The 14,677-nt window shown below is 71.8% G+C and carries 14 protein-coding genes; 10 read left to right on the forward strand and 4 right to left on the reverse strand.

Annotated elements, in window-relative coordinates; genetic code table 11:
- Positions 1-2: 2 nt before the first annotated feature.
- Positions 3-1,613, reverse strand: coding sequence for an ABC transporter substrate-binding protein (locus ACIRNI_RS29040; protein WP_403555887.1), 1,611 nt, complete (start codon positions 1,611-1,613; stop codon positions 3-5).
- The gene (locus ACIRNI_RS29045; RefSeq protein ID WP_403555889.1) at positions 1,610-2,731 is read right to left on the reverse strand and encodes a hypothetical protein; all 1,122 of its coding nucleotides are present in this window, start codon (positions 2,729-2,731) and stop codon (positions 1,610-1,612) included. The genes ACIRNI_RS29040 and ACIRNI_RS29045 overlap by 4 nt, the downstream gene beginning before the upstream one ends.
- A 277-nt stretch (positions 2,732-3,008) precedes the next feature.
- On the opposite strand from ACIRNI_RS29045, the gene ACIRNI_RS29050 reads away from it, so the two are divergent.
- On the forward strand, positions 3,009-3,545 hold the full coding sequence (locus ACIRNI_RS29050; protein ID WP_403555891.1) for a hypothetical protein: 537 nt from the start codon (positions 3,009-3,011) through the stop codon (positions 3,543-3,545).
- 161 nt (positions 3,546-3,706) lie between these two features.
- On the opposite strand, the gene ACIRNI_RS29055 is transcribed toward ACIRNI_RS29050, so the two are convergent.
- A complete protein-coding gene (locus ACIRNI_RS29055) occupies positions 3,707-4,624 on the reverse strand; it encodes a LysR family transcriptional regulator (RefSeq protein WP_403555893.1) in 918 nt (305 codons plus the stop codon).
- A 99-nt stretch (positions 4,625-4,723) separates the two neighbouring features.
- Between ACIRNI_RS29055 and ACIRNI_RS29060 the strand changes: the two genes are divergently transcribed.
- The 9 genes from ACIRNI_RS29060 (at position 4,724) to ACIRNI_RS29100 (ending at position 12,999) form a co-directional block, all read left to right on the forward strand.
- Positions 4,724-5,935: an MFS transporter gene (locus tag ACIRNI_RS29060; protein ID WP_403555895.1), complete on the forward strand. Its 1,212-nt coding sequence runs from the start codon at positions 4,724-4,726 to the stop codon at positions 5,933-5,935.
- A 282-nt stretch (positions 5,936-6,217) separates the two neighbouring features.
- Positions 6,218-7,669, forward strand: a complete 1,452-nt coding sequence (pcaC, locus tag ACIRNI_RS29065; protein ID WP_403555897.1) for a 4-carboxymuconolactone decarboxylase — start codon at positions 6,218-6,220, stop codon at positions 7,667-7,669.
- Between the two features lie 27 nt (positions 7,670-7,696).
- Positions 7,697-8,341 carry an MBL fold metallo-hydrolase gene (locus ACIRNI_RS29070; protein ID WP_403555899.1) on the forward strand — a complete coding sequence of 215 codons (645 nt, stop codon included), beginning with the start codon at positions 7,697-7,699 and terminating at the stop codon, positions 8,339-8,341.
- 57 nt (positions 8,342-8,398) lie between these two features.
- Entirely contained in the window at positions 8,399-9,178 is a 780-nt protein-coding gene (locus ACIRNI_RS29075; RefSeq protein WP_403555901.1) for an exodeoxyribonuclease III, read from the forward strand.
- Between the two features lie 48 nt (positions 9,179-9,226).
- A complete protein-coding gene (locus ACIRNI_RS29080; protein ID WP_403555903.1) occupies positions 9,227-9,673 on the forward strand; it encodes a DUF6278 family protein in 447 nt (148 codons plus the stop codon).
- Positions 9,674-9,805: 132 nt separating this feature from the next.
- On the forward strand, positions 9,806-10,549 hold the full coding sequence (locus ACIRNI_RS29085; RefSeq protein WP_403555905.1) for an amino acid ABC transporter ATP-binding protein: 744 nt from the start codon (positions 9,806-9,808) through the stop codon (positions 10,547-10,549).
- Between the two features lie 14 nt (positions 10,550-10,563).
- Positions 10,564-11,478: a glutamate ABC transporter substrate-binding protein gene (locus ACIRNI_RS29090; RefSeq protein ID WP_403555906.1), complete on the forward strand. Its 915-nt coding sequence runs from the start codon at positions 10,564-10,566 to the stop codon at positions 11,476-11,478.
- Positions 11,479-11,491: 13 nt separating this feature from the next.
- A complete protein-coding gene (locus ACIRNI_RS29095) occupies positions 11,492-12,136 on the forward strand; it encodes an amino acid ABC transporter permease (RefSeq protein WP_403555908.1) in 645 nt (214 codons plus the stop codon).
- Positions 12,133-12,999 carry an amino acid ABC transporter permease gene (locus ACIRNI_RS29100; RefSeq protein ID WP_403555910.1) on the forward strand — a complete coding sequence of 289 codons (867 nt, stop codon included), beginning with the start codon at positions 12,133-12,135 and terminating at the stop codon, positions 12,997-12,999. Before ACIRNI_RS29095 ends, ACIRNI_RS29100 begins: the two co-directional genes overlap by 4 nt.
- Before the next feature lie 35 nt (positions 13,000-13,034).
- Here the strand turns inward: ACIRNI_RS29100 and ACIRNI_RS29105 are convergent, their stop codons facing one another.
- A complete protein-coding gene (locus ACIRNI_RS29105; protein ID WP_403555912.1) occupies positions 13,035-14,624 on the reverse strand; it encodes a CocE/NonD family hydrolase in 1,590 nt (529 codons plus the stop codon).
- Positions 14,625-14,677 lie beyond the last annotated feature (53 nt).

Genomic DNA, 14,677 nt, shown 5'->3' on the forward strand with positions numbered 1-14,677 from the left:
ACCTACGACCGGGGGATCTGGCAGGCCCCGCTGCCTTCCTGGCCCTTGGGCGGCGGGGAGGCCTTCGGCCAGGCGAGTCCCACGAACGTCGGCCGCTCACCGCGCACTTCCGGGTCGAGCCGGACCACGGCGACGGCCTTGTTGTAGGCGTTGCCCTTGTTGTCGATGCAGATCCAGCCGCTGGCCCCGTCGACCTTGTGCACCCCCCTGAGGGCGTTCCAGTCGGTGCCGATCTCCCGCAGGGTGGGGATGTAGCCGCTCTTGCGGCCCTCCGCGTGCAGCCTGATCCCCGCGATGGCGGTCTTGGCGGAGTCGTGGACGGAGACGGTGCGCGAGTCGTAGATGTCCGCGGGCCCGATCGGCCCGACGGGGGGCGGCGCCGCCAGCCGCTGCATCAGCTCGCGGACCACCGCCGGTGAACCACCCGTCTCCGGCGGCCGCGGCCGCTTGCCGATCCAGCCGTCGGGGTGCGAGACGGAGGTGTACAGGACGGTCACCTTCCCCTCCCACCGGCCGCCGTCTCCGCGCAGGCCGCGCAGGGCGTCCCAGTCCAGCTTCGTGTCCGCGTACAGCGTGGACGCGCCGGACCCGCTGACCACCGTGAACGGCTCGTTCTTGCACGGGCGGTTCCTGGCCAGCTCGTTGAGGAACTGCCGCAGATGCGTGGGCCGGCCGGCGAAGTAGACGGTGTTGACCTGCGGCCGCAGTACGCAGATGTCCGTGGCCATCCGCTTGAACTCGCCGGCCAGCGCGCCCTCGGTGTCCGTCCCCTCGGACTCGAAGGGCATCGGCTCGTGCGGTGACCGGCGCAGCTTCCCCTCGTAGGCCTGCAGGAGCGACTCGTTGTACGGGTCCGACGGCCTGGTGTCCTTGACCAGGATGGCGTGCTCGAGGTCCAGGTTCCTGTCGAAGTGCACCAGGGCGTCCGCCTGGTCGCTGTTGGTGGGCGCGACCCGGGCGAACAGGGGGTAGCCGGTGAACTCGTCGCCCGTGATGGGGCCACCGACCACCGGTATCTTCTTCTCCTTCGTCAGATACGCGATGGCCTCGGCGGTCGGCCGCACGCTGAGGTCGAAGCCGAAGACGGTACGGAGGTTGTGCTTCTTGTCCCGGGAGAGGGCGGCGAGCTGGTCGGCGACCGGCCGCCACTGATCGCGGTTCTTGCCGGGGTTGGCGAGGACGAGGCGGATCTTGGGCTGCTCGCCACCGCTCTGCTTCTCGGACGCGGTGGCGCCGTTGGCGAAGTACTGCGCGATGTAGGCGCCCTGGACCTCGTGCAGGATCTGCCGCCTGACCGGTTCGTGGTCGGAGGTCATCGGGATCATCAGGGCGATGGTGACGTGCGGTTGGCCGTCGATGCGGTCGTTCTCCTCCTTGATGCGCTTCATGACCTCGGCGAGGTCGTCCATGAAGGGCGTGCCGCCGCCGTCGCTGACCCCGATGCACTCGCCGCTGGTGGTGTGCAGGCCCGGGCCGCACGGGTCGGGGTCCTCGGGGCCGTACCGGTCCCACAGGATCCAGCCGGCCACCAGGGCGAGGACCACGCCCAGGGCGAGCGCCACCATGGTCACCGGGCCGTGCCCGGGCCCGGGCCTGTCCGGAGTGTCTGTCACTGCCCCTCCCCTGAGGTGGGCGGCCGTGCCGCGGATGCCGCCTCCCGCACCGTCACCCGCAGCAGCCGCCGCTCGCGCACGTCGCCCTCCAGCCGCAGGGTCCAGGTGTTGAGGAGGGCTTCGAGCTCGTCGAGGGGCGCCGCCGTGAGCCGGGCGCCCGCGTCGTCGTCGCTGACCACAAGGACCACGGGATGGGTGGCCGTACGCCGCCCCACGACGCGGCGCAGGGTCCGGTAGGCGGCGAGGTAGGTGTCGAGGACGGCCCGGCCCCGTGCGTTGTGCACCCGCAGGAGCATCAGCGGGGGCTGGTTCCTGTTGAGCCGGCGCAGCAGGCCGTAGTGCGCGTCGATGTCCGCGAGGAAGGCGGCGATGAGGAACTCGTTCCGGTTGTCCACGCGAGCCGCCTCCGCCCGGGCCGCCTCCACGCGGACGTCCTCCGGGTCGTCGGGGCGCGGCGGGCGCGGCCGGAAGAAGTAGAACAGCCTGATGGCGATCGCCTCCCGGTTGGAGAACGCGCCTCCCTTCTGCACCCTCAGGGCCCGCCCCCACCAGCGCAGGGCCACCCGGTCGGGCCGCGGCCGCCCGGTCAGGAAGCGCACCAGCGTGGAGAGCATCGCCAGGAGGCCGCCGAGCGTGCCGGTCCCCGCCAGCGGCACCTCGAGCTCGCGCAGCAGCTGGTCGCGGCGGGGAGGTTCCTCCTGCCGCCGCCGACTCAGGTCACGTACGAGGGCGCGGTGCGCGTACTGCAGCCGGTCCAGGCCCAGGTCGGCGTGGTCGGCGGCCCAGGTGTGGGCGAGGAGCCCGAGGTGGAAGCGCGGAAAGGCCGGGGCGCGCCGTCCGGCCGGCCCGCCCAGCCCGGACATCCGGGTCGACAGGTACCAGAAGGAATCCGCGACCCCGTTCTCGACCGGGACCTCGGGCACGTTCACCGGCAGCCGCTCCGCGTACGTGTGGCGCAGGCTCCACAGGAGGTCGTTCTGCTGCGTCCGGTCGAGCCCCACGACCTCGATGACGGGAGGCCCGCCCTTGCGCCGCAGCCTGCTGCCCACGCTCGGCCGGTTCCGTGGCTCCATCAGCAGCCCGGATACGACGCGGGCGAGGAGGCGCTCGTACGTCACACGCTTCCCCCCGTCCTCGCGGCCCGAGGCCCCATACGACCCGTCAGCCCCGCGTTGTTGGCGGCCATGTGTATCCGGAGCACCCCGCACTGGCAAGGGGAAGGGAGCCGGGACTCCCGTGATTGGCGTGATCTGGCGCCTGCGCCTACGGGGTCCTGCCGGGCGTACTCCCCGCACGGGCGGTCTCTCGGGATTCGCCGGACCCGCGTCAGCCCGGCGGTCTACCGTACGGGCAGGCCGCGCCGCCTGCCGCGGTCACGTGAGGAGGAACCGTCCTGTGTCATCGCCTTGCGACCCCCAGAACGCCCCCGCCGGTGACGTGGGTGCGGCGCTCATGGTGATCGACTCCCAGCTCAAGGCCATCTACGCCGGCAGGACCGAGATCGACGCCGAGCAGCGCCAGTTGATCAACCAGTACACCGCGTCCTTGAGCCGCAGGGAGCTCCGTGACCTGCTGGACGGCGCGTGCACGCTGATCTACATGTTCATGCGGTGGCTGCGGATGGCCTACGAGGACCACGGCCGGGACGTCTTCGAGTACGTGGTGCCGAGCCTCGTGGGCACGATGCGCAACATGCCCAAGAGCTTCCCTCCCGAGACCATCCCCACCATGGCGGGCCTGGTCATCGCGGCGGGTACCGACCTGAGCCCCAGCCTCTGGCGCAAGCAGTACGGGGAGTGGCCCCAGGAGGAGATGACCCCTCTGGAAGCCACCGCCGTCCTGCTCGCGGAGCACATCAACCGGATCACCGACGACCACGACTTCGCCACCCGGCTGATCACCGGGGCTCTTTCCCGCGCGGACGCGGACTGACTGACCCCCGTCCGTGAGAGGTGACGCGCCCCGCCGGCGTCGAGTCCACCGGCGGGGGCGCGCGGCCTCCCGGCGACGGCCCGGTCAGCAGGTGGAGGTGGAGGAGCGGAAGTAGCGTCGGCCGGGTTGGTTCCGTGAGGCCCCCACCGGGAGGGTCACGGTCACCGACCCGGCGTGACGCCCTTCACCGCCCGCGCGAAGGCGAGGGCGGTCGGGGGGACATGGGAGCGGTGCCAGATCAGCCCCAGCTCGGAGGGGGGCAGTCCGTCGACCGGGACGAAGGCGATGGAGCTGCGCCGCCCGTGGTAGTCGGCCGTGGACCGGCACAGCAGCATGGCACCCCGGTCCGCCGCCGCCAGACTCAGCCCCTCCTGAAGGGTGTTGACCAGCGGGCCCGCCGGGATCGGCCGCAGCTCCGGGGTGCGGTCCGGGGCCTGCGCCAGGCGCCAGTACGCGGGCGCGGGACCGGGCGCCCCGCCCGCGCCCACGCCGATGAGCCGGCAGTCGGCCAGTTCCTCCGCCGACACCGACTTCCGGGCCGCGAACGGGTGCCGGGCGGAGACGGCGAGGGTCTGCGGCTGCCGGGAGAAGACCGGCCCGAGCACCAGGTGCTCCTCCCGTACCGGCAGGAGCACCACCGCGCAGTCCACCTCCTGGCGGCGCACCGGCCCGAACGGGTCCGACAGCGGGATCTCCGTCAGCTCCAGGACGCACCCCGGGCACTCCTCCTCGAACAGGGCTATCGCCTGGGCGAGGTAGTCGTCGACGGTGCCCTGGAAGCCGATCCGCAGCACCCCGCCCATCTCCGCCCGGGCGGCGGCCCGCGCCTCGTCCAGGGTGGCGCGCAGTCCGTCGTACGCGGGCCGCAGGCTGTCGGCGAAGGACTCCCCGAGCGAGGTCAGCCGCACCCGGCGGCTGGTGCGCTCGACCAGCGGGGCGCCGATTCGCCCCTCCAGGGCGCGCAGCAGCTGGCTCACCCTGCTCTGGGAGACGTACAGCCGCTCGCCCGCCCGGCCGAAGTGCAGCTCCTCGGCGAGGACGAGGAACGCCTCCAACTCGCGGATCTCGATACCGCCCACGGAATCCCGGCCTCCTTCCCCCCGATCGATTAATCCCACTCATGGAAGGATGAGGGATTGGCCGTTGTTCCCGAACGGCCCTGCGGGTTGGCTGGCCGTATGGCACAGACAGGGGAAATCGCAGGCAAGGCGCCCGGAGAGGGGCAGTCCGCACGACCCGGGGGCTGGCCCGCGGTCGCCGCCGTCGCCGGGGCGACGTTCACGGTGGTCACCTCCGAGATGCTGCCGGTGGGGCTGCTCACCCCCATCGGCGACGCGCTCCATGTGAGCGAGGGGACCGCCGGGCTCACCCTCACCCTCACGGGTCTGGTGGGCGCGGTCTCCGCGCCGCTGCTGACGCCGCTGCTCGGCCGGCTGGACCGCCGGGTGCTGCTGTGCTCCATGATGGCGGTGCTCGCGCTGGGCAATCTGCTCGCGGCGTGGGCCCCCGACTTCGGGGTGATGGTGGTCGCCCGCGTCCTCGTCGGCATCGGCATGGGCGTGGTCTGGGCGGTCGCCGCCGGACTCGCCGTACGGCTCGTGCCCGGCGCCGCCGCCGGCCCGGCCACCTCACTCATCTTCAGCGGGATCGCGGTGGCCTCGGTGCTGGGCGTCCCGGCCGGTACGTACATCGGCGAACTGGCCGACTGGAGAACGGCGTTCACCGTCATCGCCACCCTCGCCGCGGTGGTCCTGATCGCGCTCGCGGCCCTGCTGCCGCCGCTCCCGGCCGAGCAGGACATCCGGCTCGGCGGCGTGCTGAAGCTGTTCGGCAACCCGCGGGTGGCTACCGGGCTCGCCGTGGTGGCGTTCCTGGTCACCGGGCACTTCGCCGCCTACACGTACGTACGGCCCGCGCTGGAGGAGATCTCCGGGGTCGGCCCCACGATGATCGGCACCCTGCTCCTCGTCTACGGCGTCGCCGGCGTCCTCGGGAACTTCGCGGCCGGCGCCGGGGCGGGCCGCTCCCCGCGCGGCACGCTCCTGGTGATCGCCCTGGTCCTGGCGGCCACGGTGGGGCCGCTGCCGTTGCTCGGCGGCTCGGTGCTGACGGCCGGTGCGCTGCTCGCGGTGTGGGGCATCTCGTACGGCGGCGTGTCGGTGAGCACCCAGACCTGGCTGCTGGCCGCCGCGCCGCTCGCCCGCGAGGCGGTGTCCTCGCTCTTCGTGGGTGTCTTCAACGGGGCGATCGCGCTGGGCGCCCTGGTCGGCGGTCTCACCGCGGACGGCGCCGGGATCGAGGCCGTGATGTGGCTGGGCGGCGGCCTGGCGCTCGCCGCCCTGCTGGTGGCGTCTCTGGGCCGGGCCCCGGAGAGCGGCCGAATCGGCTAGGGGGTGTCTTGTCGATCAGGCCGGCTCTTCTGCGGCGATGGCGTGCCCGCAGTGTGCTCAGTGACGAGCCCGCGTACGGAAGTGCGAGGGCCCGCTGCGCGAGGGCCTGCTGCGACGTGCCGGCACTGGCTTTTCGCGAGTACCCGGGCCCGCGCCGAAGCCTCGGCCAAGGCCGGCTGATCCCTGCGGCCGGCTCTGGACCTGATCCGCGGAGGAGGGGAAGGAACCGCTAGGTTCGACCCGACGCTGTGAGCGATTGTGAGAGATGAGAGGGTCAGGCGGGTGAGTGAGACACCGACGAACACCCTGCAATACCGCTTTGACGGGCCAGAAGACGCCCCTGTGCTGATCATGGGGTCATCCCTCGGTACCACCTGGCACATGTGGGACCGGCAGATACCCGAGCTCACCCGCCAGTGGAGGGTCCTCCGGTTCGACCTGCCCGGGCACGGCGGCGCGCCCGCCGAACCGGCGTCCGCCGTCTCCGAGCTGACCGACCGGCTCCTCGCCACGCTCGACGGGCTCGGCGTCCACCGCTTCGGTTACGTGGGCTGCTCCATCGGCGGCGCCATCGGCACGGACCTCGCCCTGCGGGCCCCGCACCGCCTCGCCTCGCTCGCTCTGGTCGCCTCCTCGCCCCGGTTCGGCACCGCCGACGAGTTCCGCCGGCGCGGCGTGATCGTCCGCACCAACGGCCTCGACCCCATGGCCCGCACGGCGCCCGAACGCTGGTTCACCCCCGGCTTCGCCGCCGCCCAGCCCGCCATCGTCGAGTGGGCCGTGCAGATGGTCCGTACGACCGACCCGGGCTGCTACGTCGCCGCCTGCGAGGCGCTCGCCGCCTTCGACGTACGCGCGGAACTCGGCCGCGTCGGCGTGCCCACGCTCGTGCTGGTCGGTTCGGAGGACACCGTCACCGGCCCCGCCGAGGCCCGGACCCTGGTCGCCGGCATCCCGGACGCCCGCCTCGCGGTGGTGCCCGGCGCGTCGCACCTGGCGCCCGTCGAGCAGCCCGCCGCCGTCACGGACCTGCTGGTACGCCACTTCTCGACCTCGTGGCAGGACACCATGGCCGCCCTCGCGGCGCCGCCCGTGATGCCCGCCATCGCCGCCGCGGCCCCGCACCCCGGGCCCCTCGCGCCGCCCGCCCCCGCCCCCGCCCCCGTGCCCCCCGCCCCCGGCCCCGTCGCCGCCGCGCCGGCACCCGCACCGGGAGCGCCCGCCGCCCCGGTCACCGCCGCACCCGTCGTCGCGCCCCCGGTCGCCGCCGCACCCGTCGTCACGCCCCCCGTCGCGGCGGCTCCCGTCGCTCCCGCCGTGTCGTCGCCGGAAGCGGCACCCGCCGGCCGGCCCGACCCGTACGACGCCGGCATGAAGGTGCGCCGCGAGGTCCTCGGGGACGCTCACGTGGACCGCGCCACGGCCGCCGCCGACGACTTCACCCGCGACTTCCAGGAGCTGATCACCCGCTACGCGTGGGGCGAGGTGTGGACCCGCGAGGGCCTCGACCGCCGCACCCGCAGCGTCGTCACCCTCACCGCGCTGGTCGCGGGCGGCCACCTGGAGGAGCTCGCCTTCCACACCCGCGCCGCCCTGCGCAACGGCCTCTCGCCCGCCGAGATCATGGAGGTGCTCCTCCAGACCGCCGTCTACTGCGGCGTCCCGGCGGCCAACTCGGCCTTCAAGGTCGCCCAGCAGGTGATCCGAGAGGAGACGACGCCCCCCGAGGCGTAACCCTCCGTGGCGTAAGAGGATGCCCTCATGGAGACGAAGCTCAAGCTGACCAAGAAGTCCCACGCCTGCGTCCGGCTGGAGAAGGACGGGCGGACCCTCGTCATCGACCCGGGCGGGTTCAGCGAACACGACGCCGCGCTCGGCGCCGACGCGATCCTCGTCACCCATGAGCACCCGGACCACTTCGACGAGGACCGCCTCCGCGCGGCCCTGGAGTCCCACCCGGGCGCCGAGATCTGGACGCTGCGCAGCGTGGCGGAGCAGCTCTCGGCGGCCTTCCCGGGCCGGGTCCACACCGTCGGCCACGGTGACACCTTCACCGCGGCCGGCTTCGACGTGCAGGTGCACGGCGAGCTGCACGCCGTGATCCACCCGGACATCCCGCGGATCACCAACATCGGGTTCCTGGTCGAGGACTCCCTCTTCCACCCCGGCGACGCGCTCACCGTGCCCGACCGGCCGGTCGAGACGCTGATGCTGCCGGTCATGGCCCCCTGGAACAAGATCTCCGAGGTCATCGACTACGTCCGCGAGGTCAACCCGCAGCGCGCCATCGACATCCACGACGCCCTGCTCACCGACCTCGCCCGGCCGATCTACGACCGCCAGATCGGCGCCCTCGGCGGCACGGTCCACGGCCGGCTCGCCCCCGGGGACTCCACCGACCTCTGACGCCCACCACCCGTCGGCCACCGCCGACTGTCGGTGGCCCCGGTTAGGCTTGCCGTCATGCGCATCGCCACCTGGAACGTCAATTCGATCACCGCCCGGCTGCCCCGGCTGCTGGCCTGGCTGGAGAGCAGCGGCACGGACGTGCTGTGCATCCAGGAGACCAAGTGCACCGCCGAGCAGTTCCCCACCGAGGAGCTGCGCGCCCTCGGCTACGCGTCGTCGGTGCACGCGACCGGGCGGTGGAACGGCGTGGCCCTGGTCTCCCGGGTCGGCCTGGAGGACGTCGTCCACGGCCTGCCCGGCGGCCCGGAGTACGAGGGCGTCGCCGAGCCCCGCGCGATCTCCGGCACCTGCGGCCCCGTGCGGGTCTGGTCGGTGTACGTGCCGAACGGCCGCGAGGTCGCCCACGACCACTACGCGTACAAGCTGCGCTGGCTGGAGGCGCTCCAGGCGGCGGTCGCCGAGGACGCGGCGGGCCCGCGCCCCTTCGCGGTGCTCGGCGACTTCAACATCGCCCCGACGGACGACGACGTCTTCGACGCCGCCGCCTTCGAGGGCTCCACGCACGTCACCCCGCCGGAGCGCGCCGCGCTCGCCGGGCTGCGCGAGACCGGGCTCGGCGACATCGTGCCGCGCCCGCTCAAGTACGACCACCCGTTCACGTACTGGGACTACCGCCAGCTCTGCTTCCCGAAGAACCGCGGCATGCGCATCGACCTGGTGTACGGCAACAAGCCGTTCGCCGACGCGGTCAAGGACAGCTACGTCGACCGCGAGGAGCGCAAGGGCAAGGGCGCGTCCGACCACGCGCCGGTCGTCGTCGACCTCGACGTGTAGCGCGCGCCCTGTAGTGCCGCCGACCGGTTCGGTGCGACGCTGGACGGTATGAACATCCCCTTCCTGGACACCTGGCGCAAGCGGCGCGGCGATGAGCGCGGCGGTGCGCGCGCCCCTTCCGCCGTGGGCGGCGGCGACCCGGACGGCGTGGCGAACATGCTCGCCGAGTGCGCGCTGCTGCGCGCCAGGGTCAAGGAGTTGGGGGTGCGGCTCGACGACACCCCGCGCTCACTGGAGGCGATCGACCAGCTGCTGCCGCGCTGGCGCGACGACCCGGAGGAGCTGCCCTGGCTCGGCAACGACGCGGGCCTGTACCTCGGTACGGTCATCGTGCGGACGGTCCCGGGCGCGGCCTGGCACCTGACGCCGGCCGGCTACCCGGTGGTCAGACTCGCCTCGGGCCGGGAGCTCCATGTCGTCGAGGCCGGTCTGGAATGGGCGATGAGCGGGTCGCCCCAGCTGTCCCAGGTGTACGCCGAAGCGGCCGAGGCCTGACGGACAACAATTTCGGTAAATACGGCTTATGTAGCTTACGCGGCCTTTATGCGTGTCGGTGGTGTTAAGTCCCTTTCAGAGCTGGATAGTTTGCGCTGACCTCGACACAGCGAGCAAGGGGCAGGGCAGCGCATGGCCGTCGATCCGTTGATCGAGCTGCGGGACGTCAACAAGTACTACGGACAGTTGCACGTCCTGCAGGACATCAATCTCACCGTCGGTCGCGGGGAGGTGGTGGTCGTCATCGGCCCGTCCGGCTCGGGCAAGTCGACCCTGTGCCGGACCATCAACCGGCTGGAGCCCATCGAGTCCGGCACCATCACGCTCGACGGGGAGAAACTCCCCGAAGAGGGCAAGGCGCTGGCCGCGCTGCGCGCCGATGTCGGCATGGTCTTCCAGTCGTTCAACCTCTTCGCGCACAAGACCGTGCTGGAGAACGTCTCCCTCGCCCCGATAAAGGTCCGCAGGCGCAAGAAGGAGGACGCCGACCGCCGCTCCCGCGAACTGCTGGACCGCGTCGGCCTCGCCGCCCACGCCGAGAAGTACCCGGCCCAGCTCTCCGGCGGCCAGCAGCAGCGCGTGGCCATCGCCCGGGCCCTCGCCATGGATCCCAAGGTGATGCTCTTCGACGAGCCGACCTCCGCCCTCGACCCCGAGATGATCAACGAGGTTCTGGAGGTCATGCAGCAGCTCGCCCGCGACGGCATGACCATGGTCGTCGTCACCCACGAGATGGGCTTCGCCCGCTCCGCCGCGAACCGCGTCGTCTTCATGGCCGACGGCAGGATCGTCGAGGACCGCACCCCCGAGGAGTTCTTCACCGCCCCGAGCAGCGAGCGCGCCAGGGACTTCCTCTCCAAGATCCTCAAGCACTGAGAGGGGGTACGACGATGACGCGCGTACAACACGCTCTCGTGGCCCTCCTGCTGGTGCTGCTCGCCACCGCGGCCACCGCCTGCGGCAAGGACGGCAGCCCGCCGGTCAAGGGGCCCCAGCCCGACGAACTGCCCGTCTACCGGGTGGCCACCGGCTTCCGGCTGCCCGACTCGCCGACCTGGAACCGCGCCAAGCGCCGCGGCCACCTGGTCGTCGGCGCCAAGGAGGACCAGCCGTACCTGGGGGAGAAGGATCCGGCCACCGGCCGTTACTCCGGCTTCGACATCGAGATCGCCCGGATGACCGCCGCCCACCTCGGCTTCGACCCGGACACCATCGAGTTCCGGACCATCGCCTCCGCCAACCGCGAGACCGCCCTCCAGAACGGCCAGGTCGACTACTACGTCGGTACGTACACCATCAACGACAACCGCAAGAAGCTCGTCGGCTTCGCCGGGCCCTACTACATGGCCGGCCAGTCCCTCCTCGTCCGCACCGACGAGGACGACATCAAGGGCCCCCGGGACCTCGCGGGCAAGCGTGTCTGCTCGGCCGCCGGCTCCACCCCCTACCAGCGCATCGCCGCCGAGTACCCGGACGCCGACCTCGTCGCGTACGACACGTACGCCGTCTGCGTCGACAACCTGCTGACCTTCCAGGTCGACGCCGTCACCACCGACGACACCATCCTCCTCGGCTTCGCCGCCAAGGCCCCCGACGAGCTCAAGGTGGTCGGCAGGCCCTTCTCGCAGGAGCCGTACGGCATCGGCGTCCCGCGCTCCGACAACGCGCTGCGGTTCGCCATCGACGACGCCCTCGCGGCCAACGAGAGGAACGGCAACTGGAAGAAGGCGTACGACGCCACGCTCGGCCTCTCCGGCGCCCCGGCGCCGAAGCCGCCGGCCATCGACCGCTACCCGGTGAGCTGAGGAGGCAGCAGTCATGGACGTACTGACAGAGAACTGGTCCGTCTACGGCGAGGGGTTCCTCGGCACCGTCGAACTCACCGTCTACTCCTCGCTCCTCGCCCTCGCGCTCGGCTTCGTCATGGCGTCGTTCCGCGTCGCGCCCGTCCGCGCGCTGCGCGTCTTCGGCGCCGCCTGGGTGACCGTCCTGCGCAACACCCCGCTCACCCTCCTCTTCTTCGCCGTCCTCCTCGGGCTGCCGCGCTTCGGGCTGGTCCTGCCCTTCACGCTCTTCGCGGTCATCGCGCTCGGCTGCTACACCTCCGCCTTCATCTGCGAGGCGCTGCGCTCCGGCATCAACACCGTGCCGACGGGGCAGGGGGAGGCGGCCCGGAGCCTCGGCATGACCTTCGGCCAGACGCTGGGCAACGTCGTCCTGCCGCAGGCCTTCCGCGCGGTCATCCCGCCCGTCGGCTCCACCCTCATCGCGCTCGCCAAGAACTCCGCGATCGCGGGCGCGTTCAGCGTCGTCGAGCTCCTGGGCACGTACCGCACCCTCAACGAGCTGGGCTACAGCATCATCTGGACCTTCATCTGGATCGCCGTGGGGTACCTGATCGTCACCCTCACCATCAGCGCGCTCTTCAACGTGCTGGAGAAGCGCTGGGGAGTCGCCCGATGACCACCACCGCCCTCTACGACATCCCGGGCCCCAGGGCCCGGCGGCGCCACCTCACCTACGGGCTGGTGGCGACCGCCGCGATCCTCGCCCTCGTCGGCTGGGTCCTCCACCTGCTGTTCGACACCGAGCAGTTCACGTACGCCAAGTGGAACCCGTTCGCGTACGAGGGCATCCAGGAGCTGCTGCTGCGCGGGCTCGGCAACACGCTCAAGGCCTTCGCGCTCGCGGCGGTGCTGTCGCTCGCGCTGGGGGCGGTGCTCGCCCTCGGACGCCTCTCCGAGCACCGGGTCCTCCGCTGGGCGGCCACGCTCGTGGTCGAGTTCTTCCGCGCGATGCCCGTCCTGGTGATGATCTTCTTCATCTTCGTGGCGCTGCGGGTGCACCCGCTGCCCGCGCTCGTCGCCGGACTGACGCTCTACAACGGCTCGGTCCTCGCCGAGGTGTTCCGCACCGGCGTCAACTCCGTGGAGCGCGGGCAGCGGGAAGCCGCGTACTCGCTCGGCATGCGCAAGACGCAGGTCATGACCTACGTCCTGGTGCCGCAGGGCGTGCGCGCCATGCTGCCCGCGATCATCAGCCAGCTGGTGGTCGCCCTGAAGGACACCTCGCTCGGCTTCCTCATCACCTACGAGGAGTTCCTCCACGCGGGCAAGCTGATCGCGTCCAACCTCGACTATGATCTGCCGTTCATCCCCGTGGTGATGGTGATCTCGCCGATCTACATCGGGATGTGCATGTTGCTCTCCTGGTGCGCCACCTGGGTGGCCAGGAAGGAGCGCCGCAGCCCCAAGACCAAGGGCCTGGAGGTGGCGGCCCCGGACGAACCGGGGCCACTGCTGCCCGGGGGCCCCACCAAGCCCTGACGAGAGGGCCAATCCCGCCCGGCGGCGGCCGGAGATCACTCCTCGCGCAGCGGCACCGACACGTACGACGGGTCGGACGCCGGTGAGGAGAAGGTCAGCCGCGCGCCGGACGGGTTGTGCTCGATGTAGAGCGGGTCGACCGTGTCGACGACCAGCGCGAGACGGTGGCCGGCCGGCACGTCGTACGCCGTGGAGAACAGCTCCAGGTCCACGGCGAACGGCTCGCCGGGCACCTTGTCGTGGAAGGTGTACGGCGCGTTGCTGACCAGCTTGCCCACGCCGAGCGGGCCCACGTCGTAGAGGTACGCGACGAGGGTGCCGCTCGACGCGGTGCTGGTGACCGTGGTGTGCAGCTTCGCCGTGCCCCGGACGCGCTGGGCGGAGTCGTACCGCTCGGACTGCCACACGGCGGCGAAGGAGCGGGGGAGGAGCGGGATGGAGGCGACCGGCGGGAGCTTGAGGAACTGGTCGAGGGCGTTGGAGAGCATGACGACACCGCCGTTGGCGCCCGAGTCGACGTTGGCGTACACCTTCTGATTGTCCGCCAGGGCGATCTTGCGCTCGGTCGCACCGACCGATTTCCAGTCGGGGTAGCCCTCGTAGCCGCCGCCGGAGCGGGACTTCAGCTGGACCGGCCGCTCGCGGTCGATGCCGTTGGCCGCGCCCTTGAGGTGGTGGTCGAACCAGCGGTGGGCGTTGGTCCAGGTGTCGTTGGGCAGCCCGAGCAGGCCGGTCGCCTCGGCGGTGGCGTGGTCGCCGGGGCGCAGCTCCAGGCGCTTGGGGCCGGTGAGCTTCTCGTAGAAGGAGGCGTACTGGTTGGGCGGGAAGATGGTGTCGCCCCAGGCGTTGCCCAGCATGATGGCGGTGCCGTTGGCGTTGAGCCGGTCGAGCTGGGTGACGGGGGAGCGCTGGGCGCCCCAGGCGATCATCTCGTCCTCGCGGTCCAGGTTGGAGGCGAGGAAGTCCTTGAGCGTCTGCTGGAGTTCGGCGCTCGGGCGGCCGGTGAGGAAGCCGGTGCCGCCGAGCATCGCGGCGGCCTGGAGGTGCTGGGTACGGCCGCTGTAGATGGAGTTGATGAGGTCGGCCCAGCCGCTCATCGCCACCACGGCCTTGACGCGCTCGTCGTGGGCGGCGGCGAGCAGGCTGATGCCCGCGCCGTAGCTGACGCCCGCCATGCCGACGCGCTCGGGGTCGGCGGGGGTGTGGGCCAGCGCCCAGTCGATGACCTTGGAGGCGTCGGCGATGTCCGGCGGGCCCGCCACCTCGACGTGTCCGCCGGACTGCCAGAAACCGCGGGAGTTGTAGCTGACCACGACATAGCCGGAGTCGGCGAGCTTCTTCGCCTGGGCGAGGTACTCGATCTGGGGCGTGGCCCAGCTGGTCGGCAGCACGATCACCGGGTAGCGGCGGCCGTCCGCGCCGGCGCCCGCGGGCGTGACCACGTTGGCCTTGAGCACGGTGCCGCCGTCACCGGTGATGTCGACGAAACGTATACCGGCGGTCGTCCCGGTGCTCGTCCCGGTGGCGGCGGCGGTGGGGGCGAACCCCAGGGCCGTTCCGGCCAGCAGGGCGGCCGAGACGGCGCCGGTCGTCGTCGTACGCAGGGCTGCGCGCGGCTTTCCCACGGTTCACTCCCTCATCAAATTGAAAGGTGAACCGAAGGAAAGCACGTGTCACT

It is taken from the genome of Streptomyces sp. NPDC093546, assembly GCF_044765045.1.
Classification (GTDB): domain Bacteria; phylum Actinomycetota; class Actinomycetes; order Streptomycetales; family Streptomycetaceae; genus Streptomyces.

Bases quoted from the DNA above. Each gene is read 5' to 3' on its own strand.
- ACIRNI_RS29060 (WP_403555895.1), top strand. From the start codon at position 4,724: ATGGCACAGACAGGGGAAATCGCAGGCAAGGCGCCCGGAGAGGGGCAG.
- ACIRNI_RS29070 (WP_403555899.1), top strand. From the start codon at position 7,697: ATGGAGACGAAGCTCAAGCTGACCAAGAAGTCCCACGCCTGCGTCCGG.
- ACIRNI_RS29075 (WP_403555901.1), top strand. From the start codon at position 8,399: ATGCGCATCGCCACCTGGAACGTCAATTCGATCACCGCCCGGCTGCCC.
- ACIRNI_RS29080 (WP_403555903.1), top strand. From the start codon at position 9,227: ATGAACATCCCCTTCCTGGACACCTGGCGCAAGCGGCGCGGCGATGAG.
- ACIRNI_RS29085 (WP_403555905.1), top strand. From the start codon at position 9,806: ATGGCCGTCGATCCGTTGATCGAGCTGCGGGACGTCAACAAGTACTAC.
- ACIRNI_RS29090 (WP_403555906.1), top strand. From the start codon at position 10,564: ATGACGCGCGTACAACACGCTCTCGTGGCCCTCCTGCTGGTGCTGCTC.
- ACIRNI_RS29095 (WP_403555908.1), top strand. From the start codon at position 11,492: ATGGACGTACTGACAGAGAACTGGTCCGTCTACGGCGAGGGGTTCCTC.
- ACIRNI_RS29100 (WP_403555910.1), top strand. From the start codon at position 12,133: ATGACCACCACCGCCCTCTACGACATCCCGGGCCCCAGGGCCCGGCGG.